This window comes from Myxococcus sp. MISCRS1 (assembly GCF_026626605.1).
Classification (GTDB): domain Bacteria; phylum Myxococcota; class Myxococcia; order Myxococcales; family Myxococcaceae; genus Myxococcus; species Myxococcus fulvus.
The window spans coordinates 3456955-3481852 of sequence record NZ_JAPNKB010000001.1; the positions used below are offsets into that span (position 1 = coordinate 3456955).

At 70.5% G+C, this 24898-nt stretch carries 22 protein-coding genes and 1 pseudogene; 15 read left to right on the plus strand and 8 right to left on the minus strand.

The features are described from left to right. Nucleotides 1–51: 51 nt before the first annotated feature. A complete protein-coding gene (locus OWM54_RS13230; RefSeq protein WP_254037070.1) occupies nt 52–318 on the minus strand; it encodes a phosphopantetheine-binding protein in 267 nt (88 codons plus the stop codon). 22 nt (nt 319–340) lie between these two features. Further along, the gene (locus OWM54_RS13235) at nt 341–2023 is read right to left on the minus strand and encodes an AMP-binding protein (RefSeq protein ID WP_267697744.1); all 1683 of its coding nucleotides are present in this window, start codon (nt 2021–2023) and stop codon (nt 341–343) included. Between the two features lie 221 nt (nt 2024–2244). Between OWM54_RS13235 and OWM54_RS13240 the strand changes: the two genes are divergently transcribed. From OWM54_RS13240 to OWM54_RS13275, 8 genes are all read left to right on the plus strand, one after another. Then, nucleotides 2245–3054 carry a 1-deoxy-D-xylulose-5-phosphate synthase N-terminal domain-containing protein gene (locus OWM54_RS13240; protein WP_267697745.1) on the plus strand — a complete coding sequence of 270 codons (810 nt, stop codon included), beginning with the start codon at nt 2245–2247 and terminating at the stop codon, nt 3052–3054. Then, nucleotides 3051–4085: a transketolase family protein gene (locus OWM54_RS13245; protein WP_223746380.1), complete on the plus strand. Its 1035-nt coding sequence runs from the start codon at nt 3051–3053 to the stop codon at nt 4083–4085. The genes OWM54_RS13240 and OWM54_RS13245 overlap by 4 nt, the downstream gene beginning before the upstream one ends. Next, complete coding sequence (locus OWM54_RS13250; protein ID WP_267697746.1) at nt 4082–4933, plus strand: RimK family alpha-L-glutamate ligase; 852 nt, start codon at nt 4082–4084, stop codon at nt 4931–4933. The genes OWM54_RS13245 and OWM54_RS13250 overlap by 4 nt, the downstream gene beginning before the upstream one ends. Then, nucleotides 4930–5973, plus strand: coding sequence for an N-acetyl-gamma-glutamyl-phosphate reductase (argC, locus tag OWM54_RS13255; protein ID WP_223746378.1), 1044 nt, complete (start codon nt 4930–4932; stop codon nt 5971–5973). Before OWM54_RS13250 ends, argC begins: the two co-directional genes overlap by 4 nt. A gap of 45 nt (nt 5974–6018) precedes the next feature. After that, complete coding sequence (locus OWM54_RS13260) at nt 6019–7017, plus strand: sulfotransferase (RefSeq protein WP_223784828.1); 999 nt, start codon at nt 6019–6021, stop codon at nt 7015–7017. 453 nt (nt 7018–7470) lie between these two features. Next, nucleotides 7471–8253 (plus strand): SDR family oxidoreductase, encoded by a 783-nt coding sequence (locus tag OWM54_RS13265; RefSeq protein WP_223746376.1) that lies wholly within the window; start codon nt 7471–7473, stop codon nt 8251–8253. Continuing rightward, nucleotides 8250–9107, plus strand: coding sequence for a [LysW]-aminoadipate kinase (locus tag OWM54_RS13270; RefSeq protein WP_267697747.1), 858 nt, complete (start codon nt 8250–8252; stop codon nt 9105–9107). The genes OWM54_RS13265 and OWM54_RS13270 overlap by 4 nt, the downstream gene beginning before the upstream one ends. After that, complete coding sequence (locus tag OWM54_RS13275; protein ID WP_267697748.1) at nt 9094–10155, plus strand: M20/M25/M40 family metallo-hydrolase; 1062 nt, start codon at nt 9094–9096, stop codon at nt 10153–10155. Before OWM54_RS13270 ends, OWM54_RS13275 begins: the two co-directional genes overlap by 14 nt. Nucleotides 10156–10159: 4 nt before the next feature. Here OWM54_RS13275 and OWM54_RS13280 read toward each other — a convergent pair whose 3' ends face one another. The 3 genes from OWM54_RS13280 to OWM54_RS13290 form a co-directional block, all read right to left on the minus strand. Then, complete coding sequence (locus OWM54_RS13280; RefSeq protein ID WP_267697749.1) at nt 10160–11398, minus strand: MFS transporter; 1239 nt, start codon at nt 11396–11398, stop codon at nt 10160–10162. 71 nt (nt 11399–11469) lie between these two features. Next, nucleotides 11470–12471 carry an NAD(P)H-dependent glycerol-3-phosphate dehydrogenase gene (locus OWM54_RS13285; RefSeq protein ID WP_267697750.1) on the minus strand — a complete coding sequence of 334 codons (1002 nt, stop codon included), beginning with the start codon at nt 12469–12471 and terminating at the stop codon, nt 11470–11472. 36 nt (nt 12472–12507) lie between these two features. Beyond that, nucleotides 12508–13470 carry a hypothetical protein gene (locus OWM54_RS13290; RefSeq protein ID WP_267697751.1) on the minus strand — a complete coding sequence of 321 codons (963 nt, stop codon included), beginning with the start codon at nt 13468–13470 and terminating at the stop codon, nt 12508–12510. A gap of 186 nt (nt 13471–13656) precedes the next feature. Between OWM54_RS13290 and OWM54_RS13295 the strand changes: the two genes are divergently transcribed. Both OWM54_RS13295 and OWM54_RS13300 read left to right on the plus strand, forming a co-directional pair. Next, a complete protein-coding gene (locus OWM54_RS13295; protein ID WP_267697752.1) occupies nt 13657–14235 on the plus strand; it encodes a hypothetical protein in 579 nt (192 codons plus the stop codon). A gap of 29 nt (nt 14236–14264) precedes the next feature. Further along, on the plus strand, nt 14265–14987 hold the full coding sequence (locus OWM54_RS13300; RefSeq protein WP_267697753.1) for a double-CXXCG motif protein: 723 nt from the start codon (nt 14265–14267) through the stop codon (nt 14985–14987). Nucleotides 14988–15199: 212 nt separating this feature from the next. Here OWM54_RS13300 and OWM54_RS43385 read toward each other — a convergent pair. Beyond that, nucleotides 15200–15695, minus strand: a pseudogene (locus tag OWM54_RS43385) (IS701 family transposase); the annotation flags it as partial. A gap of 185 nt (nt 15696–15880) precedes the next feature. Between OWM54_RS43385 and OWM54_RS13315 the strand changes: the two are divergent. Both OWM54_RS13315 and OWM54_RS13320 read left to right on the plus strand, forming a co-directional pair. Beyond that, entirely contained in the window at nt 15881–16585 is a 705-nt protein-coding gene (locus OWM54_RS13315) for a TIGR02269 family lipoprotein (protein WP_267697754.1), read from the plus strand. Then, nucleotides 16586–17335, plus strand: a complete 750-nt coding sequence (locus OWM54_RS13320; protein ID WP_223746368.1) for a double-CXXCG motif protein — start codon at nt 16586–16588, stop codon at nt 17333–17335. A 504-nt stretch (nt 17336–17839) separates the two neighbouring features. On the opposite strand, the gene OWM54_RS13325 is transcribed toward OWM54_RS13320, so the two are convergent. After that, nucleotides 17840–19834, minus strand: coding sequence for a c-type cytochrome (locus tag OWM54_RS13325; RefSeq protein WP_267697755.1), 1995 nt, complete (start codon nt 19832–19834; stop codon nt 17840–17842). 258 nt (nt 19835–20092) lie between these two features. Here OWM54_RS13325 and OWM54_RS13330 point away from each other — a divergent pair, with 258 nt between their 5' ends. Both OWM54_RS13330 and OWM54_RS13335 read left to right on the plus strand, forming a co-directional pair. Then, nucleotides 20093–21625 carry a sensor histidine kinase gene (locus OWM54_RS13330; protein ID WP_223746366.1) on the plus strand — a complete coding sequence of 511 codons (1533 nt, stop codon included), beginning with the start codon at nt 20093–20095 and terminating at the stop codon, nt 21623–21625. Continuing rightward, the gene (locus tag OWM54_RS13335) at nt 21622–22314 is read left to right on the plus strand and encodes a response regulator transcription factor (protein WP_141332557.1); all 693 of its coding nucleotides are present in this window, start codon (nt 21622–21624) and stop codon (nt 22312–22314) included. Before OWM54_RS13330 ends, OWM54_RS13335 begins: the two co-directional genes overlap by 4 nt. A gap of 9 nt (nt 22315–22323) precedes the next feature. Here OWM54_RS13335 and OWM54_RS13340 read toward each other — a convergent pair whose 3' ends face one another. Beyond that, complete coding sequence (locus tag OWM54_RS13340) at nt 22324–23022, minus strand: class I SAM-dependent methyltransferase (RefSeq protein WP_267697756.1); 699 nt, start codon at nt 23020–23022, stop codon at nt 22324–22326. Between the two features lie 202 nt (nt 23023–23224). Between OWM54_RS13340 and OWM54_RS13345 the strand changes: the two genes are divergently transcribed. Further along, the gene (locus OWM54_RS13345; RefSeq protein ID WP_223746364.1) at nt 23225–24829 is read left to right on the plus strand and encodes a hypothetical protein; all 1605 of its coding nucleotides are present in this window, start codon (nt 23225–23227) and stop codon (nt 24827–24829) included. The last annotated feature ends 69 nt before the right edge of the window (nt 24830–24898 follow it).

A 24898-nucleotide genomic window follows, 5' to 3' on the forward strand; every position in this document is an offset into this window, starting at 1 on the left:
CGTGAGGCGTGAGGCGTGAGGCGTGTGCCCGGGGACTGCCCGGGCGGGACTTCAAGCCGCGGGGAAGGTGCGGCCCTGCTCGCGCAGCTGCTCCTCGCAGACCGCGGTGACGTGCTCCAGCGTGTCGAACAGGTCCACCATGGAGAGCTGGACGCCCAGCTCCTCCTCGATGCGGTTGGCGAGCATCGTCGCCATCAGCGAGTTGCCGCCCACCTCCAGGAAGTGGTCCTGCGGCCTCACCACCTCGGCCCCGAGCAGCTCGCGCCAGTACGCGGCGAGCTGGCGCTGAAGGGGCGTGGTGCTCGTGTCAGTGCTCACGTGTGCTCCTCATGGTGACGCCTCAGCCCACCTTGGCGGTGGGGCCCTTGAGCCGCTCGCGCAGCAGGTACTTGCGAATCTTTCCCGACGGCGTCTTGGGCATCTCCTCCACCACCTCCAGCCGGTCCGGCCAGTACTGGTTGGACATGCCCAGGCCCTTCAAGTGCGTGCGCAGCTCGTCCAGCGTCGGCGCCTCGTCGCGCGCCACCACCACCGCGCACACCCGCTCGCCGCCGATGCGGTCGTCGGAGTGACCGATGACGGCCACCTCCTTCACCTTCGGATGCGAGTACAGCGCCGACTCCACCTCCACCACCGGCACCTTCTGGCCATAGCGGAAGATGACGTCCTTGAGCCGCCCGACGATGCGGATGCCCCCGCGCCCGTCGTCCCGCGCGAGGTCCCCCGTGTCGAACCAACCCTCCGCGTCCACGCTCGCGCGGTAGAGGTCCTCCCGCTTGAAGTAGCCCAGGCACTGGCTCGCGCCCCGGACGAGCAGCCGTCCCGTCCCTTCCGGATAGGGCGAGCCGTCCTCCGCCAGCGCGGGGACGATTCGAACCTCCATCCACTCCACCGGGCGCCCGTCGCTGTGGGACGGCCAGTCCGGCGGGTCGTCGCGCCGCGTAATCGTCACCGCGCCGTTCTCCGTCATCCCCCACAGCGTGTGCAGTGGCACGCCAAAACTCTCGCGGACCGCGGCGATGAGGTGCGGCGGCACGGGGATGGAGCCGGTGGACAGCCGACGCAGCGAGGATGTTTCACCGCCGCGCTTCTTCTTCGCCGCGATGACGTTCATCACATACGTGGGAATCCCATACATGAACGTGACGCCGTGCTCCTGGATGCAGCGCAGCGTGAGCTCCGGGTCCCCCACGTCCATGTAGACAGCCGTCGCCCCCAGGTTCACCGCCATCAAGTACAGGTAAGTAAATCCGCTGGAGGCGGTGAGCAGCGAGGGCAGGCACACCACGTCGTCCTCGCCCAGGGCCATGACGTCCGCGATGGCGCGGGTGATGCCGTAGTTGGTGTTGTGCGAGTGGACCACGCCCTTGGGCTCGCCCGTCGTCCCGGAGGTGTAGAGGACATTGCAGATGTCGTCGGCGCGCGCGGACCTGGCGTCCAACGTCGCCGGGTCGACTTCGTCCTCCCAGCGCCGCTCGACGAAGTACGCCTCGAAGTCCAGCTCGCCCGGCTGGGTGGCGCCCTGCGCGCCGAGGAAGACGCGGTGCTTCAACGCCGGCAGCGACGACACGGCCTCGCGCAGCATGTCCCGGTGCGAGTGGCCGCTCCAGCTCAGCGGTCCGATGTAGACGGAGGATTCCGTCCTGCCGAGGATGAACTCCACCTCGCGGCGCCGGTAGTCGGGAGGGATGGGCGCGATGACGGCGCCGATGCGCGCGCACGCCAGCGCCAGCGCGGTGAACTGCCACCAGTTGGGAAGCTGCACCGCCACCAGCTCGCCCCGGGCCACGCCCAGCGACACGAGCGCGCCCGCGAAGCGCTCCGCGTACCGTCCCAGCTCCGCGTAGCTGATGCGCGTGACATCCTTGACGAAGTAGCGCGCCGCGACGATGGCCGGCTTGTCCGGGTGCTTCTGGATGGCACGACGCAGGTCGTCCAGCACCGTCTCGTCACGCCACCAGCCCCTGCTCCGGTACAGCGCCGCCTGCTCCCGCGTGGGGCCGCTTCCGAACCGTGCGTCCATCGTCCACATCCTCCATGGACCGCGTGACTTTCCGGACCGCGCGAACCATACCGATTCGCATGTAAAACCAGCAAGACTGCGAAAGCTCACATGTCTGCACCCCAAGGACCCTCACTCACATTGACGGGGCCGCTCTCGGTTTCCTACTTTGGAATGAATAGCCAGGATTGTGCGTCCCACGCGATGATGACACCGGGCACGCTTCCACCGGCATGACACCCATGGTCCAGGTACCCCTCGAGGAGCGCGCCCGTCGCATCCGCCGGACCATCCTCCGGCTCGCCGCCACGCCCGTGGGCTGCCACCTGGGAGGCTCGCTCTCCATGGTGGAGCTGCTCGTGGTGCTGCTCGGCCGCGTGATGAACGTGCGGCCCCAGGAGCCCCGCTGGGAGGAGCGCGACTCGCTCATCCTCTCCAAGGGCCACGCCGCCGCGGGGCTCTACGCCGCCCTGGCCGAGTTCGGCTTCATCGACGCTGAAGAACTGGTGCAGCGCTACAACGCGGAGGGCAGTCCCTATACCGGACACGTGAGCGCGGCGGTGCCGGGGGTCGAGTTCCCCACGGGGAGCCTGGGACACGGCGTGGGCCTGGGCGTGGGGATGGCGCTGGGGCATCGGCTGCGGCAGCGCGCCAACCGCGTGTTCGTCATCTGTGGAGACGGTGAGATGGGCGAGGGCTCCAACTGGGAGGCGCTGCAAATCGCGGCGCAGCACAAGCTGAGCGGGCTCACGGTGCTGGTGGACCGCAACGGCGGACAGAACGACGGGCCCACGGAGAGCATCCTCTCCCAGGCCGCGCTGGTGCAGCGGCTCTCCGCGTTCGGCCTGGGCACCGTGGAGGTGGACGGGCACGACCTGGACGCGCTGGCGCGAGCGCTGGAGGCGCCCGCCGAGGGGCCTCGCGCCATCGTGGCGAACACGAAGAAGGGCGCGGGGGTGCCGATGCTGCGCGGCAAGGGGCCGCACTACGCGACGTTCAACCCGGAGCAGCTCAAGCGGGCGCTCGCGTCGCTGGGGGAGGTGACGCCATGACGAGCTCCACCTCCAGCGGCGCGGACCTGCTGACGGCGCCCTCGGACTGGCTCGCGGAGCAGCCGGGCCTGTCCAACCGGCTGGTGTTCCGGCACGCGCTGGCCCGGCTCGCGGACCAGGATGAGCGCGTGGTGCTGCTCGAGGCAGACCTGGCGGGAGGTGGAGACCCGTACGCCGCGCGCCACCCGGAGCGCTTCCTCAACCTGGGCATCTGCGAGGCGGCGATGCTGGACATCGCCAGCGGCATGGCGGCCACCGGCCACGTCGTCTTCGCGCACACGTTCGCCCCCTTCGGCGCGATGCGCGCATGCGAGCAGGTGCGGTTGGGGCTGGCCTATGCGCGCGCCAACGTGAAGCTGGTGTGCGACTACGGCGGCCTGTCCGGCGCGTTCTTCGGCCCCACGCATCACGCCATCGAGGACCTGGCCATCCTGCGCGCCATGCCGAACATGACGGTGGTGTCGCCGGCGGACGGGTTGGAGACGATTCAGGCGACGCGGGCGGTGCTGGAGCTGGAGGGCCCGGTGTATCTGCGGCTGGGCCGCAACCGCGTCACGCGGCTGGACGTGGCCCGGCCCGCGTTCGCGCTGGGGCGCGCCATGTGCCTGCGCGAGGGCGGCGACGTGGGCATCATCGCGCACGGCGAGGTGGGCGTGAGCGTGGCGCTGGACGTGGCCGCGAGGCTGGAGACCCAGGGCGTCTGTGCGCGCGTGGTGAACCTGCACACGCTCAAGCCCTTCGACGAGGAGGCGCTCCTGGAGACGGCCGAGCGGACCCGGCTGCTCGTCACGGTGGAGGAGCACTCCATCCTCGGCGGCCTGGGCGGCGCGGTGTGCGAGAGCGTGGCGAGTCATGGGTTGGGCCGGCGCGTGGTGCGCGCGGGCATCCAGGACCGCTACGACTCCACGGCCGGCACACACGAGTCGCTGCTGCGGCGCCACGGCCTGGAGGCGGGCGCGCTGGTGGAGACGATTCTCGGCGCCCTGCCCCGCCCCCGGCTGGCGGCGCTGGCACCGGCCAGGAGGGGATGATGCAAGGCCACGAGGTCCACCTGGTCTACACCCGCCTGCGCACCGAGGAGCGCATGCTCGCGGACGCGCTGCGCGCGCGGGGCTTCGGGGTGAGGACGCACGCGGACTCGGAGCTGGTGCTCCCGCTGAGTCGCGAGCGCTGGCAGGACGGCGGCCCCGTGCTGATGCGCAGCATGTCCTTCACGCGGGCTCGCTACCTGGCCTCCATCCTGGAGGTGAAGGGCTCGCGCGTGCTCAACACCGCGCAGTGCATCGCCACGTGCGGGGACAAGGCGCTCACCACGCTCGCGCTCGCCAGGGCCGAGGTGCCCATCCCCTGGGCCTTCGTCGGCTTCGAGGAGGAGGCCTGCGTCGCGCAGATGCAGGAGCGCGGCTTCCCCGTGGTGACCAAACCCGTGCTCGGCTCGTGGGGGCGGATGGTGGCGCGCGTGGACGGTGTCCACGCGGCGGAGGGCATGATGTCCATGCGCTTCGAGATGGGCGGCGCGCAGGACCACGTTGCGCTGGTGCAGCAGTACATCGACAAGCCGGGCTACGACTTGCGCGTGTACGTCATCGGCAAGGCGGTGGGCGGGATGCGCCGACGCTCCGAGCACTGGGTGACCAACACCGCCCGGGGCGCGGTGCCGGAGCGCTACGAGGTGCCCGAGTCCCACGCCCGGCTCGCCGAGCAGGCCGCGCTCGCCGTGGGCGGGGAGATGGTGGCGGTGGACCTGCTGGAGACGCGGACAGGCGAGGTGCTGGTGAACGAAATCAACCACTGCGTGGAGTTCGCGCGGAGCATCGAGTTCACCGGCATCCCCCTGCCGGAGCTGATGGCGGACTACGTGCGGGAGACGTTGCGATGACGCGCGTCGCGGTGCTGGGGGCCGGGGGCTACGCGGGCGGCGAGGTGCTGCGGCTGCTCCTCGCGCACCCGGCGGTGGAGGTGGCCCAGGCCACGTCCGAGCAGCACGCCGGCAAGCGGCTCGACTTCCCCCACCCGCACCTGCGCGGCGCGAGCACGCTGCGCTTCGCGCCCCACGACGCGCTGGAGCCGTGCGACGTGCTCGTGTCCTGCATGCCCTCCGGCGAGCTCATCCGCCGCTGGTCGCAGGTGAGTCCGCTCGCCGCGCGCATCATCGACCTGAGCGCGGACTTCCGGCTCGGCCCCGTCGAGCACGCGCGCTGGTATCCCCGCGCGCCCCGGCCCGCGGAGCTGCCCGAGTTCGTCTATGGCCTGCCGGAGTGGGCGGGCGCTCGACTGAGGGACGCGCGGCTGGTGGCGGTGCCCGGGTGCATGGCCCACGCGGCACTGCTCGGGCTGTTGCCCCTGGTGCGTGCGGGGCTGGTGCGTCCCGAGATGGTGGTGGTGGACGCGAAGACGGGCTCGTCGGGCGGCGGCGCGACGCCGGACCGCTCCTCGCATCATCCCGAGCGGGCCTCGGCCCTGCGCTGCTATCGGCCCACGGGACATCGGCACACGGGCGAAATCGAGGCCGCGACGGAGCGCTTCACCGGCACGCGCGCCACCGTGCACTTCAGCGCGACGGCGGTGCCCAGCGTCCGCGGCATCCTCGCCACCGTGCACGCCTTCGCCGCGCGTCCGCTCGAGGACGCCAACGAGCCCCTGCGCGCGCTCGCGTCGACGTACCGTGAGCATCCGTTCGTGAACGTGCTGCGCGCCAACGCGAGCGCGTCACCGTTCCCCGAGCCGGGCCCGCTGTCGGGCACGAACCACTGTGACTTGTCGGTGGACGTGGACGCGGAGCGCGGGCGCATCGTGGTGAACGCGGCGCTGGACAACCTGGTGAAGGGCGCGGCGGGTACGGCCGTGCATGCGTTGAACCTGATGCTGGGCAGGCCCGAAACGGAGGGCCTCGGCTTCCGCGGCCTCCACCCCCTCTGACGTGAAAGACTCCCCCATGCGCCACCTCCCCCTCGGTGTCCGCCCATGAGCACGCTGACCGTCCTCTACATCACCGGCTGGTGCCGCAGCGGCAGCACCATCATCGGCAACGTGCTCAACGAGGTGGCGGGTTGCTTCCACACCGGTGAGCTGAGCTTCCTGTGGAAGAACGCGTACGGGAACGGCTCCAACACGATGTGCGGCTGCGGCACGCCGCTGGTGCAGTGCGCCCTGTGGGCCAAGGTGCTGGAGCAGGGCGTGGCGCCGGGTGAGTCTGCGCAGGGCCACGCCGCGCGAGTGGTGCGCCGACAGCTGGACACGGTGCGCACGCGGCACACGTGGCGCGTGCTGCGGCAGGGCACGCCCTCGCCAGCGCTGTACGAGCACGCGGAGCTGCTCGCCCGGACCTACCGCACCATCGCGGACGCCACGGGCAGCCACATCATCGTGGACAGCGGCAAGTTCCCCTCCGAGGCGGCGCTGCTGCCGCACGTGGACGGAATCACCCCGTACTACCTGCACCTGGTGAGGGACCCTCGCGCGGTGGCGCACTCGTGGACGAAGACGAAGCAGTACGTCGTGCCGATGTCCGCCGCGCGGAGCACCGCATACTGGCTGGGCTTCAACGTGGCCTCGGAGCTGGTCACCCGGCGTCACCCGGAGCGCTCGCTGTTCCTGCGCTACGAGGACTTCATCGCGTCGCCTCAGGCCACCATCGACTCGCTGCTGGAGCTCATCCAGGTCGACCGCTCTGTGAATCCGGTGAAGGGGCGCACGGTGGTGCTGGGCCGCAACCACACCGTCACCGGCAACCCGGACCGGTTCCTCAGTGGCTCCACGCTGCTGCGGCCCGGCGACGATGCGTGGCGCAAGGAGCTTCCGGCGAAGGTGAAGACGCTGGTGTCCACGCTCGCGTGGCCGCTGACGGGGCGCTACCAGTACCGGGGAACGCCAGCCCCCGTGGACGTCGGCTCCGGAGCGGAGCCCGCGAAGAATGTGTCGGACGCTCGGAGTGGGAACCTGGGGACCGGGACTCATTCATAAGGCCGCGCTCATCGACGGTGGAGCCCGGGGACCGGGGCTGGCGAGGAACCCGCGCAGGTGCAGGCCCCACCAGGACATGTCGGACACTTGAGGGAGAACCGTGGAACTGGGACTCATGCAGGAGGTCGCGCTCATCGCCGGTAGCGCCAGTGGACTGGGGCTGGCCGTGGAGCCCGGCGCTGCGGCAGGCCCCGTCAGGAACGTGTCGGAACCTTGGAACCGGGACTCATCCATGAGGTCGCACTCATTGCCGGAAGCTCCGGCGGGCTGGGGCTGGTGGTGAGCTCCGACCCTGGAGCAGGCCCCGTCAGGAACGTGTCGGAACCTTGGAACCGGGACTCATCCATGAGGTCGCGCTCATTGCCGGAAGCATCAGTGGACTGGGGCTGGCGATGAACCCCTGCGCTGGAGCAGGTCCCGTCAGGACCGTGTCGGACATTCGGAGGAAGAACCTTGGAACTGGGACTCACCCATAAGGTCGCGCTCATCGCCGGTGGCTCCAGCGGACTGGGGCTGGCCGTGGCCGAGGAGCTGGTGAAGGAAGGCGCGCATGTCGCCATCGGCGCGCGCGACGCCGAGCGGCTGGCTCGCGCCGAGGCGCACCTGCGCTTGATGTCGCGCGGCGGGAAGGTCCTGGCCACGCGTGTGGACCTGAAGGAGCACGGCGCCGCGAAGGCGTGGGTGGAGGACGTGGCCAGCAAGCTGGGCGGCCCCCACATCGTGGTGACGAACAGCGCCGGGCCTCCGCCGGGGCCTGCGACGAAGTTCGACATCAGCGCGTACCAGGAGGCCATCGACACGGTGATGTTGCCGGCCATCAACCTGGCCCTGGCCTCGCTGCCGTACATGAAGGCCGCGAAGTGGGGACGGCTCTTGCTCATCACCTCGGAGACGGTCGTGCGGCCGGTGGCGCGCTTCGCCCTGTCCGGAACGGCGCGCCTGGGCATCGTGGGGTTTGCTTCCGCGCTGGTGCAGGAGCTGGGCGACTGCGGTGTCACCGTCAACGTGCTCGCGCCGGGCTATACGCGCACGCCGCCCGTGGAGCGCACGGCGGGGAGCAATACGTCGGGCGATGTCGAGGCGGGGCTTCGGGCCATGGCCGCGCACATCCCGCTCCGGCGGGTGGGTGAGCCGGAGGAGTTCGCCGCAGCGGCCGCGTTCCTCGCCAGTGAGCGCGCGTCGTTCATCACCGGCACCGTGCAGCTCATCGACGGCGGCGCGAGCGTCATCGGATGAGCACCGTGTCCCAGCCGGCGCCCCTGGTGGTGAAGATTGGCGGCGCCGCGGGCGTGGACCTGGAGAACGTCTGCGCCGACGTGGCGGAGCTGCGCCAGCGTGGCGAGCGGGTCGTCGTGGTGAACGGTGGCTCGGAGGCGGGCGACTCGCTGCTGGCCTCGCTGGGCATGGAGCGCACCGAGGCGCTGACGGCCTCGGGCAACGTGGTGCGGCTGACGAACGAGGCCACGCTGCGCGTGCTGACGATGGCGTGGGTGGGGGACGTCAACAAGCGCGCGGTGCTCGCGCTGCTGTCGCGCGGTGTCCCCGCGATGGGGATGTGCGGCGCGGACGGGCGGGTGCTCGTGGCCCGGCGCAGGCCTCCCTTGAAGATTCAGGACGGGACTCGCACGCGCATCGACCGCACGCACCTGGCTGGCGAGATTGTCGAGGTGAACACGCGGCTGCTCGGCGTGTTGATGGACGCGGGCCAGACTCCGGTCGTGTGTCCTCCGGCGGTGACGGAGGACGGGACGTTGGTGAACGTGGACGCGGACCAGGTGGCCGCCGCCATCGCCGCCGCGCTGGGGGCTCGCGCGCTGGTGATGTTGTCGAACGTGGCGGGGCTGCTCGAGGACCCCACGGACCCAAGCTCGCTCATCCGCGAGAGCGATGAGGTCGAGCGGGTCATGGGCTTCGCGCGGGGACGCATGCGCTACAAGCTGGAGGCGGCTCGGCGCGCGCTCGCGGGAGGCGTGCGGTCCGCGCACGTCACGGCTTCGGCGGCGCCTCGGCCCGTGCTGTCCGCGCTGGCGGGCGAGGCGGGCACGAAGCTCACTTCTTCGGGTGTGAAGGTGGCTGATGCGGGTGCGTGAGGCGAGCTCGGAATTGCTGCGGTGGATGCTGGAGCACTACAGCCCCAGTCACCAGGAGCGCGATTTCTCCCGCGCGCTCGCGGACCGGCTGGAGCGTCGCGGCTGGCGCGCCCATGTCGACGAGATGGGCAACACCGTGGCCAGCCTCGGCGACGGCGACACCTGCGTCGCGCTGCTGGGCCACATCGACACCGTGCCCGGCGACATCCCCGTGCGCCTCGAAGGCACGCGCCTGTTCGGCCGAGGCGCGGTGGACGCCAAGGGCGCGCTGGCCGCGTTCATCGAAGCCGCGGAGCTGCTCGACGACTCGGAGCGCGCCGGCAAGCGCTTCCTGCTGCTGGGCTGCGTGGAAGAGGAGGTCGCCATCACCCGGGGCGCCCTCCACGCTCGCGAGCACCACCGCCCGGACTTCGTCGTCAACGGCGAGCCCAGCGGCGCACACGCCATCACCCTGGGCTACAAGGGCCTCGTCCGGCTGGAGCTCGAGTACCGCGCCACGCGCAAGCACACCGCGAGCCGCAACTATCGCGCCCCCGCCGAGCACCTCGTCGACGCCTGGAACGCCCTGCGCCGCCGCTGCGACGAGCGCAACGCGGGCTGCACCCTCTTCGAGCAGGACCTGCCCTCGCTCCTGTCCTTCCACACGGGCACCGACCACGACACCGAGTGGGCCACCGCGAGCATCAACATCCGCACCGGCCCCACCAGCGACGTGGACGCCCTGCTCGCGTGTCTCACCCGCGTGCCCGACGTCTCGGTGCGGACGGTGTCCCGCAAGGGCGCCGTGTCCGCCGAGGGCAATGACCCGCTCACCCGCGCCTTCAAGCAGTCCATCCGCGAGCGCGGCGCGCGCCCCACCCTTCGCGTGAAGACGGGCACCTCGGACTGGAACACCGTGGCAGACACCTGGGCCGTGCCCACCGTCGCCTACGGCCCGGGTGACTCCGCGCTGGACCACACGCCCGACGAGCACATCGAACTGGGCGAGTACGAAGAGGGCGTCGCCGTGCTGGCCCGCGTGCTCGCGCTCCTGCCGAACAAGGCCTGAGACGTCAGGTGCTCGCGACGTCGACGGTCCTCGGGCGCTGCCAGCGCAGCCCCACCATCGACAGGAAGAACAGCGCCGCCGCCGTCGCCGTGACGCCACGCACGCTCACCCGGTCCGCGAGCGCACCCTGCGCCCAGACGCCCACCGAGTAGCCCACGTTGACGAGCATCATCGCGAGGCTGCTCACCCGGCCCTGCAGCTCGCGCGGCGCGCGCTCCTGGTTGCGCGTGCTCAGCCCCGTCATCACCACCAGGTACACCGCGCCCAGCACGAACATGCTCCCCATCGCCACCGGCAGCGTGGGCGACAGCCAGTACGCCATCGTCACCGGCCCCATCAACATCATCGACAGGTCCACCACCCGGTCCTTGCCCCAGCGCACCGCGAGGCCACCCACCAGGCCCGACGCGACGAGCGCTCCCACGCCCTGCACCGCGATGAGCACCGACGCGGCGGACGCATCCGCGCCGAACACCTGGAGCGCGAACACCGGCACCAACGCGATGAAGGGCGAGATGAACAGCGCGAGCAGGAACAGCGCCACCATCGACAGGCGGATGCCCGAGTCGCCGCGCGCCAGCCGCGCGCCCTCGAGGATGTCGCCCCACAGCCCCCGGGAGGATGCGGGCAGCGAGGCCCTGGGCTCCGCGCGCACCTGCGCCACCGCGAACAACACCGCGAAGAACGACAGCGTGTTCGCCACCATCACCCACGCCACGTTGCCCGCCGCGAGCAACCCCGCCGCGAGCACCGGCCCGACGATGCGCCCCAGGTTGAACTGCGCCGACATCAGCGTCATCGCGCTGTGCAGGTCCTCCTTCGCCACCAGCCCCGCCACCAGCGCCGTGTACGCCGGCCCCGACAGCACGTGCACGCAGCCATTGAGGAAGCAGATGCCCGCCACCGCCTGCACGGTGAGGTTCCCGGTGAAGGCCAGCGTCGCCAGCACCCCCGCGAGCAGCGCCTGCGACGCCGCGCACACCGCGACGTACTTGCGCCGGTCGAACCGGTCCGCCAGCGCGCCGCCCAACGGCGACAGGATGAGCGAGGGCAGGTACGTCAGCGCCGCCACACCGCCCGTCCACTCCGCGCGCCCCGTGACCTTCGTGACGAAGACGCCCAGCGCGAGCACCTCCATCCACGTGCCCACGTTGGAGACGAGCGCCCCCGACCACACCGCGAGGAACTCCCGGTGACGGAAGGCACGGAAGGACGGCAGGTTCGCCAAGCTCGAGAGGGACACGCTGAGCCCGGTTTCTAACAGCACCCCGACGCGCGCCGGAACAGCGCGCGGGGCCCACATCCCAACCCGTGTCAGACGAGCTCGGACTTGGGCTGACGCGTCATCAGGTCCACCACCGCCATCTTGGCGTTCTTGTCCTCGTAGGCAATCAGGTAGACCTGCTGGCAGATGGGCAGCTCCACGCCCGTCTTGAGCGACAAGTCGCGCGCGCTGCGCGCCGTCTTCACGCCCTCGGCGACCTCCTTCATCTGCCCGAGGATGTCCGCCAGCTTCTTGCCCTTGCCCAGCTCCATGCCCACGTGCCGGTTGCGGCTCAGCTCACCGGTGCACGTGAGCACCAGGTCCCCCATGCCGGACAGGCCCGACAGCGTCAGGGGGTTGGCGCCCTTGCGCACCGCCAGCCGGGTGATTTCGGCCAGGCCGCGCGTGATGATGGCCGCGCGCGCGTTGTGGCCCATGCCCAGGCCGTCCGCCATGCCCGCGGCGATGGCGATGACGTTCTTCAGCGCGCCGCCGTACTGCACGCCCACCACGTCCGTGGACGTGTAGCTGCGGAAGGTCTCCGTCTGCAGCGCCTTCTGGCAGCGCACGGCCACCTTGTCCCAGTGCGACGCGATGGTCACCACCGTGGGCATGCGCCGCGCCAGCTCCTTGGCGAAGCTGGGGCCGGAGAGCACGGCGAGGTACGGGTGGAACTCCTCGGGCAGACAGTCCTCGAGCAGCTCCGTCATCGTCAGGAGCGTCTCGTTCTCGATGCCCTTGGACACGGTGATGATGGGCACGTTGCGCGGCAGGAAGTCCTTGGCGCGCGCGAGCACCTGGCGCGTGGCGTGGCTGGGCGTGGCGAGCACCACCAGCTCCGAGCCGGCGAGCGCCTCCTCCAGGTCCAGCGTGGCGCGCACGCGCTCGGAGATGGGGATGCCGGGCAGGTAGGTGGGGTTCTCGTGCCGCGTGTTGATGGCGTCCACCACCGTCGGCTCACGGCCCCAGAGGCGGACGTCCTCGCAGTTCGCCGCCAGCACGTTCGCCAGGGCGGTACCGAAGGAACCCGAGCCGATGACACTGCCACGCATGAAGACCTCGCTTCGAGGGGGTGGAGGGCACCGGCGCTAGAGGCCGGTGACGATGCCGATGGAGACGACCGGCATGAAGGTCGCGTCCTCGGGGCGGCTGCGGAAGTCACCGCCCAGGGAGACAGAGTAGGACGTTTTCTCGCTCAGCGGCACTTCGGCGCCCAGGCGCACGGGCACGGAGCCGGAGGACACCAGGTCGGGCGGCAGTCCGCCCAGGGGCGTGCGCTGGATGGGCTCGGTGTCCAGGGCCACGTGATAACGCACGTCGGCGAAGAAGCGCGTGGCGCGGGGGCCGCGCAGCTGGAAGGTGCCGACGAGGCCGGGCATGAGGTTCCAGTTGCGGCGTCCGCTCAGGTAGCGCGCGCCCCGGTCCTCCAGGGTGGCCGAGCGCAGGAAGAACGCGTGGCTGCCCTCCATCACCAGGCCCAGGCTCCAGCGCGGGCCGCCGTCCAGGGCCGTCCAGCGCAGGCCCAGGCGCGGCTCGTTCATCATCCCGTAGAGGGTGTCGAAGCCCGCGAGCACGTCGACGCGGGGCAGCACGCCCAGCGCGGCGCGGGCGGAGACGACGGGGAAGCCGAGTGACAGGCCCACGGCCACGCCGCCGGGGCCCACGGAGCGCGCGCCCAGGAGGCTGACGCGGTTGGGGACGGGGGGAGGGCCCGGTGGAGGCTCGGGGATGCGCGGCGTCGAGGGCGCGACGGGGACGGGCTGCTCGTCGTCCGGCACGGGGACGAGGGGTGGGACTTCGGGCAGGCGGGGCAGCGTCGCGGCGTCCGGTCCGGCGGGCGCGGTGGTGGCGCCCGGGAAGCCGGTCCAGGAGGCGTCGTCCGGGGAGTCGTTCCGGGAGGGCGCGGGCACCTGCTCGGCGGGCTGTGGGGCCGAGGGGTCCCACGGTCGCTTCTCGGGCGGAGGGGTGCGGACCACCGGGGCCTGGGCCCAGGCGGTGGCGGGCCCCAGGGCGAGGGCGAGCGGCACCAGGAGGAAGCGGACGGAGGGCATGGAGACGAGCGCGAGCTTAGTCCACGGCGTGGGAGGGACACGAGCCGGGTGCGGGACGGAGCGCGACCCTGGGTATGCCCCGTCGGCTGGTGGGCAGGGGGCGGTGGGAAACGTGTCCTCGCCAGCGCCGCACCGGTCTACCATCCGCGGCGCGCCGGGTGGTGGGCGACCGAGGAGAGCCAAGGGATGAGGGCAGGAGGGCGCGTGGCGTTGTGGGTGACACTGGCCATGGGGTTGGCGTGTCGCTCGCGCGCGACGGAGGCGGACACGGATGCGGGAGTGGCGGCGCGGGTGGCACAGGTCAACGCGATGCTGCCCGCGTGCGAGGTGCTGCTGCCCTCGGACGTGCGTGAGTCGATGCTGCCGGGCTTCACGATGAAGGAGGACCGGGCGTGTCCCACGTGCGGTCCGCTGTGCACGTTCCGCTCGGCGTCGGAGAAGGACGTCACGGTGTCGGTGACGTGGGACTGCAAGCCGCACTATTCACAAGCGGACACGCAGGCCTTGTTGCAGCCGACGTTGAACCTGGGCGGCGAGGAGATTCCGGCGCTCGGCAAGGCGGCGGCGCGCAGGGCTCCGGCGCAGGGGATGTTGCAGGTGATGGCGTGGGATGACGACACGCCGTGCGCGCTCATCGTCACGTGGCTCGGGGGTTCGCCGGAGCAGGCGCTGGATGTCGCGCGCCTCGCGCTCGGCGCCACGCGTCCGGACTCCTTCCGCGTGCCGACGCCGCCGGAGCCCGAGGTGGACTCCGGGACGCCGTGAGCCGATCCCGGCCGGGAGCCTCGCCACGAATGAGCCGCTACTTCTTGTTGGACGAGGACAAAGCAGCCACGGCGAGGCACGGCGGCGAACTCGATGGAATGCACAAGTGGCGACTGCCCGGTGTCCGCTGCCACGCCTGTGGCGCGACCTGGAGCAGCGTGGGTCATGACCATCCCGAGGTCGACCTCTCGGGGATCACCGAGCACGCTGAGTTCGAGCGACCAAGACCCGAGCCCTTCACGGAGTTCGTGCGCCTGCGGGAGTTGGCCCGCCCCTTCGTCCCACCCGGAACGCCCCTTCCACCAGGAACGACCTTTGGGCCCCTGGTGGGACGCGCCTCGGGCAGGTTCGGCCCCATCGACTGGCTCGGAGGAATCCGGCTGCTGATGCAGCCCGATGCGCTGGAGCGACTTCAAGCCGAGGGCATCCGCGGTCCCCGAGGCTGCTGCACCGAGCTGCGCTTCCGGCAGAAGAACCCACCAGAGCTGCTGGAGATTCAGCTCAACCCCCTAGGGCGACTGCACCTCGACTGCATGCCGCCCGACCATCCACCGCCCTGCGCAACGTGTGGTCGCCTCAACCTCCGGTGGCCCGAGGCCCCCATCCTGGATGCGGCCTCACTCCCCACGGAGCTGGACCTGTTCAGGCTGGGCAACTTCGCCACCATGCTCATCGGCACCGAGCGCCTCGTGGACACCGTGAGCCGCCTGCAACTGGACGGCATCACGTTCCGCGAGCTTCCCATCCGCTGAGCGCACGCCTCACAGCGTACGCAGGTACTCCACCAGGTCGTCGACCTCCGACTCCGTGAGGTCCACGGTGGTGCCGTGCTTGTTGGACGCCCTGCCCTGCATCAGCCAGCCCTTGAGCGACAGCGCGCTGCCGTCGGTGACGAAGCGCGTCCGAGGGCGCCCCTACTCGCCCCCTTCTTCACGGGTAGGTGCGGCGCAGTTCCTGGAGGGCCTAGCGCCAGCTCCCATTTACGCGCTGCTCCCACCGTCTCGGGCACACCTACCGCCTTGCGCCGCACTGTGTCCGTTACCCGGTCCTCGGGCAGGTACAGCCGCATGCCGATGCATCCGCTGCCTCGCCGCCCTGCCAGATGCAGGCTGACGGCCACCTGGCAGTTGTCCGTGCGCCCCAACGTGCCCGAGGACTGCCGGCCACCCCACCGAGTGCTGCCCCTTCTTCGGAAACCCCGTGTCGTCCACCAGGGTCTCCAATTCCGGCACCTCGGTTTCCAGTGTCCTCGCCAGCCGCTCTCGCAGCGCTTCGTCACTCCACGTCCCCTGCGAGACGCACTGCTGCAGCCGCTGGCGCATCACCTCCACCTCGCGGGTGTCCTCAACCAGTCGGGACGCCATCGGCTCGACGCTCTTGCGTTCCCCGTCCAGCAGCAGGCCCGTCAAATACGCCTCCATGGCCCGGCGGCGCTCCAGCCGTCCCATGCCGACCACCATCTCATCGAGGTAGGCGCTCAGCGCTTCATCCAGCTTGCACAGATGTGCGGGTGTCTTCCCGACCGAAGATCATGACCGCCACCTGGATTCATGTGACCGGGCAACACTAGCACTGACTGCAAATCCGTAAAAACATGCACTCACAACACGACTGCATCCAGCGATTCAGCGTGGCCGGGGACCTCATGAAGACGCTCAGGTGGTGGGTTTTGCTGCTGCTGTTCTCCGCTGGCTGCGCAGGTGCGCCGGCACATGTTGGAACCGACGCCTTGCGCACGGCCAACGTTGAAGACTCCTCGGAGTCCTGCGCCGCGTCAGCAGGGGCGTCCGAGGAGGGCTGCTATGCCCCGTCGTGCAGCGAGGACGAGTGCGGCCTCTTCCGCTGCGAGGATCTCGCCTCGCCGCCGTATGCCCTTCGAGTTGCACCTGCCCGGAGCGCAGACGCCGCGACAGCACGTATCCAACGGTACTGGGGTGGTGCGGTTCCCCTTCCAGGCCGCGAGGCTGTTTTCATCATCCCGTGGTACCGAAAGGAGGAGCTGCCGAGCGTCAAGGCTGCACGGAAGGCAATCTCGGAGTGGAAGCGCCGTGAGAAGGAGCGACACCATATCTTTCCGCGCGCCTTCGAGGCGTACTTCCGGAGGAACGGCATCGACATCCACAAGTACACTCTGCTCGTCGACGTTGCTGAGCATCGGAGGGTTCACGCCGGAAATGATGGCGGACCATGGAATCGAGATTGGCGCATGTGGATTGAGAGTCAGCGAACACCACCGTCTCAAGCGGCGCACTTCCGGCATGGCGGAGTGATGGTCGAGCGCTATGGGCTCATCGGTGTTCCAATGACGTACTGGCAGAAGCTGGCGATGACCGCTGCCGCGGGAGAGTGAATGCGCTACTACGCGCTGAGGGAACGACGCGATGTGGAGCGGTCTAAATGGAGCGGGAGCTTCCACCTCGACCGGCAGTGGGGATTGCCCGGAGTGAAGTGCCCAACCTGTCGGGAGACTTGGGCTGGTGTCGGCTACGACTATCCGACCGTGGACCTCTCCTCACTGACGGAGAGGCGCGAATTGGAACGAGCGCAGTGCGTGCCCTGGGAGCAGTTCGTAAAGCTGAGGGAGCGGGTGTTGCCGCTGGTGCCCCGCGGAGCCGTCGTTGAGCCGGGCACTGGGTTTGGCGCGTTGACGGGGAAGGCCAAGGGGAAGTTCCCCCCGGTGGTCATCCACATGCCGTGGCTACTCCTCATCCAGCCGGCATTGGCGGCGCGACTCACGGGGCTCACCGGCGCCATCCCTGTCCCGACACGCTTCAAGGCACGTCCGGGAGTGGCAGAGCTGCTGGAACTCGAGGTTCAGCCTGGCGGGAGCATTCGGGGAGTCGATGCCGGCGAGCCCTGCAGGACGTGCGGCCGCGGAGACTCCGAGATGCCGCTGCCCCCGTTCGACGAGATGCGCCTGGACAATGTGCCAACGGTCGATTTTTCGAGAGTCTTCCGGACCGTCGTGGTCGTAAGCGAGCGCGTCCTCGAGCGGCTGGGCCGCGAGTTGGAGGAGTCGGAGATTCTCGCGGTGGACGTCACCAGCGACCGACCGACGAGGACGTCGGCCCGGCGAGCCGGTGTTGACGTTTCGCCGTGAGCTGGTGGTCCGCGGCCTCGTCGGCTGCCGCTATCCCGGGCTCGTCAGCCTCCGGGCGCCGCCGAGGCCTCCACGCGCGATCCAGCGCCGCCGCGCTCACCGCGCCAGGGACTACCATCCGCTTTACCATCTGCGTCTTGAATGCATCCGTGTACGGCACCAAGTCCTGCCTGCTCTCGCCCCCAAGGCGTCGTCAGCTCGGCTTGTTCGCCGAGGCGACAACTTCCCTGACACAGGGGGCTACTCTCCCTACCCGAAGGATCGTCCCGGCACGGAGCTTTCGACCGCTGCTGACCTTATCGATGTCTCGCAGGTGCGAGTCCTGAAACACATCGGACTTGATGGAATTGGAGAACCGCTCGTGGACCGGGGTATCAACCAATGCCTCCATGACATCGCTCACCCATGAAACAGGCGTTGTCACAAGCTCGACCAAGGTGCTGGCCCAGTCCTTCGGCATCGTTGACCTCGCGTTCTTCCGTCACATCGTCGAACGCTGTCACCTCACAGCGTGCGCAGGTACTCCACCAGGTCGTCGACCTCCGCCTCCGTGAGGTCCGCGGTGGTGCCGTGCTTGTTGGACGCCCTGCCCTGCATCAGCCGGCCCTTGAGCGACAGCGCGCTGCCGTCGTGCAGGTACGGCGCCGTGCGCGCCAGGCCCAACAGCGACGGCGTGTTCAACCCGCGCTTGAGCGTGTTGTCGTCGTCCCGCATCGGCCCCGTGGTGATGAAGGTCCCCACGTCCGCCTGCTGGTTGTTCGTGAAGTGCGCGCCCTCGTGACACGTGTCACACGCGGCCTTCTTGAACACCTGCTCCCCCCGCGCCTGTGCCGCAGTCTGCACACCGCTCCGATACGGATTGTCCGGCGTGGGAATCACGTCGATGAACGCGGACAGCTGCGCCACCATCACCCCATCCAACGACGTGCCGCCCATCCGCCCCCGCACCGTCGCGTCCAGGAAATCCCTCATCGAGGGGAACTCCCCGCTCCAGTGGAACGGACCTGTCTCCGTCACCTTCCGCCCCGCCAGGCTCGGCGTCTGCCGCGGCCCGTCCGGGAAGCCCCACACGTGCCCGTCATCCCGCCCGTCCAGGTGACACGACGCACACGACGCCGCCACCCCCGCGCTCGTCATCCGTGAATCCAACGCTGAATAGAACAGCTTGCGCCCCGCCGCCTCCTGCGCCGTCAGCACGTCCTCCCCCACCACCGGAATCGGCGCCCCCTGCGTGCGCACGTTCGCCACGTTCCCCGAGCCGTCGTTCACCAGCGTCGTCACCGTGTGGTCGAACGCGTTGTAGACGTACACCTTGCGCCCATCGCGCGTCATCGCGATGCCGCTGGGCCCCGAGCCCACCCGCACCAACTGCCGCACCGTGCTGCCCCGCTCCCCCGTCAAATCCAACCCCGTGCGCCGCTGCGTCGGCAGGATGGCCACGTTGTCCGTCTCGCGGTTCACCAGGAACAGCCACTGCCCGGACGGGTCCACCACCGCCGCCACCGGCCCCTGGATGGGGTGACTCGACTCCGGGCTGACGATGGTCGACGGCGGGAAGTCCGGCTCCTCGCTCGGCGGCGGACGGCACTGGTCCAAGTCATCCACCCGCGGCGAGCCGTCCTCCGTGTTGAACGTCAACACGCCCGGCGCCACCACGCCCGCCGTGTTGCACGGCCCACCCCCGCCATAGAGCGACCCCCCAGGCCCCCGCCCGTCACTCGTGAGCGAGTCCTCGCGCGCCCACAACGTCGGCGCGAAGGCCCGCGCGCCGTCCGGTGCCACCACCACGTCCGCCATGCCTCGCGGACGGAACAGCACGTCCGACGAAGGGAAGGGAATCGGCTCATCCGCCGCCACACCCTGCCGCGTGTTCGCCCGCGCGTACAGGTCCGTGCCCTCGCGCTGCATGCGCGGCTGGTGCGCGTCCGACAGGTCCACCGTCACCAGGTCCGCGTGCCGGAACAAGCTCACCAGCGCCCTGCGCCCGCCATCCACCAGCGCGACACCGCGCGGCTCCTCGCCCACTGGCAGCTCCCAGCGCACCTCCAACGTGCGCGTGTCCACCGCCATCAGCGTGCCGTACACCGAGGAGTCCAGCGCCGTGCTGTTCACCACGTAGAGCGTGTCCCCGTTGGGAGACACCGTCAGCCCCATCGGCTCCACGCCCACCGCCACCCGCGCGGCCTCGTTCCAGTCACCCCGCCGGATGACGGACACGCTGCGGGCCCCGCGGTTGGAGACGTAGACGGTGTCGTCCGGGCCCACCACCACCCGCTCCGGCCCCGCGCCCACCTTCACCTCGCCCACCTTCTGTCCGCTCGCGGTCTCCACCACGGCGAGCACGCCGGTGTCCGCGTCCACCACGTACAGGAAGGCGTCGTCCCGGCTGAGCGCCACCGAGCCCGAGGCGTTGGTCCACGCCGCTCCCGTGGAGCGGTCCTCGCACGCACACAGCCCGAGCGCCGCCGCCAGGACCCCGGCCAGAAGATGCCGCTTCATGAAGTCTCCTCTCGCGTCCCCCGACGGGACCCCACCCACCGTGCCTCATCGTCGGAAGTTGCCGCGCTGTGTCGGAGGGGAGGACACGCCCGGCCCTGGTCGCTCGCCTCCCCCGCGAGCCTGGCATGCTTGCACCAGACCCCCCGCGAAGTCGATGGCCTCCCGGGGCGGCCTCCGGGTGCCGGACAGACGGCCTCGCCGCCCCCCAGGACGAAACGCCCGAGCGTGTCGCACCGGGTGGGAGTAAAGGAGTGGGACGTGTCCCGTTCGTCCTCCGTCATCCTGAGCTTCCGGCGCACCTTCGCCCTGCTCATCATCCTGGTGGTGCTGCCCTCCGCCGGCCTGTCCGGCTTCGGCGTGGTGGCCATCATCAACGAGCGCGCCGCGGTGGAGAAGCGCCTGGAGTCCGCCTGGCGCGGGACGCTGGAGACGCTCTCCCAGGAGCTGCCCCGGCAGCTCGCCGAGGCCCGGCTGGAGCAGGAGGCCGGCACCCTGCGCCTGGAGGCCGCCGACGGCCGCATCCTCTCCGAGCCCGACGGCACCTTCCAGCTGGAGGGCGGTCGCGCCATCACCGAGGACCCCCAGCTCGCCGAGGCCCTGGGCACCGTGCTGCCAGAGGTCGGCTCGCTCCCCGAGGCGCCCACCTTCTTCTCCCTGTCCACCGGTGGACGCTCCGTCGTCGTGGTGGCCGAGCGTGACGGCGCCGTCGTGCGCGGCGTCCGCCTGTCCGTGCGCGCCCTGGAGACGCTGATGACGGAGCAGGTGGAGCCGCGCGCCGTGTCCAGCGAGCCGGTGCGCTTCGGCCTGATGCCCGTGCCCCGCGAGTCCTCCGGCGAGGGCGGCCTCATGGGCAAGCTCGTGTCGGAGGTGGCCCAGGCCCGCGCCAGCGCGCTGGGGCCGCAGGTGCTCGCCGAGCGCGTGCTGTCCCCGCCCCTGCAGGACTTCCGGCTGGTGGTGCTGCCCACCGGCGAGGACCCGGTGGCCCGCGCCTCCACGCGCAACCGCGCGGTGTACGGCGTGCTCTTGGGGCTCTTCTACCTGACGCTCACCTTCGGCGTCGTCTACACCGGCCGCGTGCTGTACCGCGAGGCGCGGCTGTCGCGCATGAAGACGGACTTCGTGTCCCTGGTGAGCCACGAGCTGCGCACGCCGCTCACCTCCATCCGCATGTTCATCGAGACGCTCGCCCTGGGACGCCTCAAGGACCCCGCGCAGATGCAGGAGGTGCTCACCCTGCTGACGCGCGAGACGGAGCGGCTGTCCGTCTTCATCGAGCGGGTGCTGGACTGGTCGCGCATCGAGGGCGGACGCAAGGTGTACCAGCGCGAGCCCCTGCCGGTGATGGACGTGGTGGACACCGCCGTGTCCGCCTTCCGCGCCCAGCGGCTGGAGGGCGGCGTGGACCTGAAGGTGGACGTGGCCGGCGACCTGCCGCGCGTGGACGTGGACAAGGAAGCCGTCGCGGGCGCGCTGCTCAACCTGCTGCAGAATGCCTACAAGTACAGCGGGCCGGCGGACCGGCGCATCCAGCTGAGCGCGCACCGCTCCGGCCGGTGGATTGACTTGACGGTGGAGGACAACGGCGTGGGAATCGCTCCGAAGGAACGCAAGCGCATCTTCGAGCGCTTCTACCGGGTGGACAACCTGCTGACGCGAAAGACGGAGGGCAGCGGGCTGGGACTGGCCATCGCCCGGCGTATCATCGAGGCCCACGGCGGCAGCATCACCGTGAAGAGCGAGCTGGGCCGTGGCAGCCGGTTCACCATCCACCTTCCGGTGCAGAAGGCATGAGCGACACGACGCGGCGCATCCTGGTGGTGGAGGATGACTTGTCCATCCTCACCGGCCTCTCCATGAACCTGCGCTTCGAGGGCTACGAGGTGCTCCAGGCCCAGGACGGCCGCACCGGCCTGCAGCGCGCGCTGGACGACAACCCGGACCTGATGGTGCTGGATTTGATGCTCCCGGAGCTCAACGGCTTCGAGCTGCTCAAGGAGCTGCGCCAGCGCGGCCGGGACACGCCCGTGGTCGTCCTCTCCGCCAAGGGCATGGAGACCGACAAGATTCTGGGCCTCAACCTGGGCGCGGACGACTACGTGGTGAAGCCCTTCGGCCTCCAGGAGCTGCTCGCGCGCATCAAGGCCGTGCTGCGCCGGCGCTACCCGACGCCGGGGGGCGCGCCGCCGGTGACGTTCGGCGACGTCAGCGTGGACATGAACGCGCGCACCGTGGCCCGGGGCGGCGCGGCCGTGGAGCTGACGGCGCAGGAGTTCAAGCTGCTGGCGCACTTCCTGGCGCACCCGGAGCGCACCTTCACCCGCGAGGAGTTGCTGTCCGGCGCGTGGGGCTACCACTACGAGGGCAGCGCGCGCACCGTGGACAACTTCATGCGCCAGCTGCGGCTGAAGTTCGAGCCGAACCCCGAGGAGCCGCGCCACTTCGTCACCGTCCGGGGCCTGGGCTACCGCTTCGAGAAGTAGCCGTGGAGCTCACGGCCCCGCGACGCCGATGTGGCGCGAGTCTTCCAGGTCGAAGGGCTTGCCGTCGAAGCGCCCGTAGCGCTCGCGCGGGATGAAGCCCGCGGCGGTGAGGGCGCTGTCCAGCTCCTGGGGCGAGAAGTGCCGCAGCTTGAGCCGGCGGATGGGGCTGGGCACGCCCGGCTGCTTGCGCTCGCGCAGGTGCAGGGCGAACAGCGGGCGGCGCGGCTCCAGGCCCGCGTTGGGCTCTTCATCATCGCGCGGGAGCACCGGCTCGCGCGGCGTGTTGAGCACGTCGTAGACGAAGGTGCCGTCGGGCGTGAGGTGGTGGCGCACCGTCGCGAGGAACGCCTCCAAATCGTCATTGCCCGGCATCAACCCCAGCGCGTGCTGGGGGGCGAGCACCAGCGGGAAGCGGTCCGGCATCCGGAGCGCTCGCGGGTCCGCGACGAGGAAGCGGGCGCGGTTGGAGACCTCCGCGGACTCCGAGGCGCGGCGCTCCTCGGCGGAGCGGATCATCACCGCGGAGGGGTCCACGCCCACCGCGGTGTAGCCGTGCTCGGCCAGGGCCCAGACCACCCGGCCGTTGGCGGCGCCCAGGACCAACACTGGCCCGCCGTGCTCGGCCGCCTGCCGTGTGTAGAAGAGGAGGTCCGGCTCCTGGCCCACCAGGGACAGCGGTGTGCGACCTCGCGCGTCGTTCCCACCCATGGAGGCAAGCCACTAGCACGTTTGCTGGGGTCTTCGGGACAGCGACTTGCCCTGGCAGGGCAGCCGATTGCCCACCCGTTGTCCGGGAGCGGACGAAGGGCGGCTTGGAGCGGCGGTAAACCCTGGCATCGGCCTTGCGATGCAGGTGCCCGGACGACGGTCGCCCATCCGGGGCGGTCCGGGTTTCGCGGGGTGGATGCGGATGACGCGGGGATGGCGCTGGGCGGGTGCGCTCTTCATGGCGGGCGCGATGTGGACCGTGGCGGGTTGCGACTCCAAGAGCAGCGACGAGTCGCAGCAGGACAACCCAGGCATGGACGACCCGGGTCCTCCGCCCGAGCGGCCGGGCCCCTCGGACGGGACGGACGCGGGCACGCCGGACGGCGGGGGCGGTGAGCCCACCGAGCCCGACGCGGGCACGCCGGACGGCGGGGGTGGCGAGCCCACCGGGCCGGATGCCGGCACGCCGGACGGCGGTGGCGGCCCGACGACGCCGGACCCGCGCGCGGACGCGGAGATTCCGCCGCTGCCCTCGGCGCCCGGCTGGCGCTTCTACGGCGCGGACCAGGGCGGCCCGCTCACCGTGTACGGCGTGAGCGCCGACGAGGCGGGCAACATCTGGGTGGCCGGCGGCGAGGAGGGCCTGTTCCTGCTCAAGCGCGGCGCGGAGCGCTTCGTGCGCTACGGCATGGAGGACGGCCTGCGTCCGTACGGGTACATGGACGACGGCAGCACGCCGCCGGGCGCCAAGTACCTGAAGGTCATCTCCGTGGCGGGCGGCAAGGCGGGCACCGTCTTCGTCGGCTACGAGGGCATGCCCGGCAAGGGCTCCGAGCACTGCGAGAACAACTGGGATGGCCCCAGCCCCGACCCCGCGCGCTACAAGAGCGGTGACGCGGACAAGGTGACGCTCAACGGTGACGGCACGCTGGACGTCATCCACTACGACATCTTCTCCGGTCCCAACGTGGTGGCCGCGGAGCCCCGCGGGCGCGAGAAGCTCTGCAACATCCTGCGGCTGCGCTACGACAAGCGCACCAACAGCATCTGGTTCGGCGGCAACCACGGCTTCGCGCGCGGCAACGCGGAGTTCAACGGCGCGCCCATGTGCAACGGCCAGCTCAACTGCACCGGCGTGTTCGAGCACGTGCACCCGCACGTCAACGCGCTGGACGCCAACGGCCGGGTGATTCTCCTGACGGACGCGTACTACGGCGTGGCGGTGGACCCGGGCGGCGACGTCTGGTTCGGCGGCTCGGACCGCACCACGCGCTTCCGCTACGGCACGCTGGGCGGCAACTTCTGGCGCGCGCAGACGGGCTCGGAGAACGACTCCAGCAACAAGCTGGACCTGTGGCCGGACGCGAAGCCGGAGTACTCCACGCCCGCCGAGCGCGTGCCGGACAACATCTCCGGCGCGGTGGTGGCCAACGACGGCACGGTGTGGCTGAGCTCCTTCAGCAACGGCCTGGTGCGCATCGACGCGAACGGCGCGGTGCTGGGCCACCTGGGCAAGGGCTCGGGGCTGGTGGACAAGTACCTGTCCGCGCTCGGCAAGGACCCGTCCGACGGCAGCATCTGGACGGGCGCGTCGTGGGGCGGCGGTCTGTCGCGCGTCAAGGGCGGCAACATCACGAACTATGGCCTGGACGTGTTCGGTCGCCGCTACGGGATGTCCCGGGTGAGCGACATCCAGGCGGATGCTTCCGGCAGTGGCCGGCGGATGCTGGTGTCCTTCCTGGGCTACCAGGACTCCACCACCAAGAAGTGGGTGGCGGGGGTCATCGGCATCTATGAAGGGAACTGAGTCGGGCCCGCGCCTCGTGTCCCGATGAAGGCACGCGGCGGCCGTCCTCCTCGGGGGGCGGTCGCCGCG

Coding starts and splice junctions, on each gene's coding strand:
- OWM54_RS13235 (WP_267697744.1), bottom strand. CDS start 2,023: ATGGACGCACGGTTCGGAAGCGGCCCCACGCGGGAGCAGGCGGCGCTG.
- OWM54_RS13240 (WP_267697745.1), top strand. CDS start 2,245: ATGGTCCAGGTACCCCTCGAGGAGCGCGCCCGTCGCATCCGCCGGACC.
- OWM54_RS13245 (WP_223746380.1), top strand. CDS start 3,051: ATGACGAGCTCCACCTCCAGCGGCGCGGACCTGCTGACGGCGCCCTCG.
- OWM54_RS13250 (WP_267697746.1), top strand. CDS start 4,082: ATGATGCAAGGCCACGAGGTCCACCTGGTCTACACCCGCCTGCGCACC.
- argC (WP_223746378.1), top strand. CDS start 4,930: ATGACGCGCGTCGCGGTGCTGGGGGCCGGGGGCTACGCGGGCGGCGAG.
- OWM54_RS13260 (WP_223784828.1), top strand. CDS start 6,019: ATGAGCACGCTGACCGTCCTCTACATCACCGGCTGGTGCCGCAGCGGC.
- OWM54_RS13270 (WP_267697747.1), top strand. CDS start 8,250: ATGAGCACCGTGTCCCAGCCGGCGCCCCTGGTGGTGAAGATTGGCGGC.
- OWM54_RS13275 (WP_267697748.1), top strand. CDS start 9,094: ATGCGGGTGCGTGAGGCGAGCTCGGAATTGCTGCGGTGGATGCTGGAG.
- OWM54_RS13285 (WP_267697750.1), bottom strand. CDS start 12,471: ATGCGTGGCAGTGTCATCGGCTCGGGTTCCTTCGGTACCGCCCTGGCG.
- OWM54_RS13290 (WP_267697751.1), bottom strand. CDS start 13,470: ATGCCCTCCGTCCGCTTCCTCCTGGTGCCGCTCGCCCTCGCCCTGGGG.
- OWM54_RS13295 (WP_267697752.1), top strand. CDS start 13,657: ATGAGGGCAGGAGGGCGCGTGGCGTTGTGGGTGACACTGGCCATGGGG.
- OWM54_RS13300 (WP_267697753.1), top strand. CDS start 14,265: ATGAGCCGCTACTTCTTGTTGGACGAGGACAAAGCAGCCACGGCGAGG.
- OWM54_RS13315 (WP_267697754.1), top strand. CDS start 15,881: ATGAAGACGCTCAGGTGGTGGGTTTTGCTGCTGCTGTTCTCCGCTGGC.
- OWM54_RS13320 (WP_223746368.1), top strand. CDS start 16,586: ATGCGCTACTACGCGCTGAGGGAACGACGCGATGTGGAGCGGTCTAAA.
- OWM54_RS13325 (WP_267697755.1), bottom strand. CDS start 19,834: ATGAAGCGGCATCTTCTGGCCGGGGTCCTGGCGGCGGCGCTCGGGCTG.
- OWM54_RS13335 (WP_141332557.1), top strand. CDS start 21,622: ATGAGCGACACGACGCGGCGCATCCTGGTGGTGGAGGATGACTTGTCC.
- OWM54_RS13340 (WP_267697756.1), bottom strand. CDS start 23,022: ATGGGTGGGAACGACGCGCGAGGTCGCACACCGCTGTCCCTGGTGGGC.
- OWM54_RS13345 (WP_223746364.1), top strand. CDS start 23,225: ATGACGCGGGGATGGCGCTGGGCGGGTGCGCTCTTCATGGCGGGCGCG.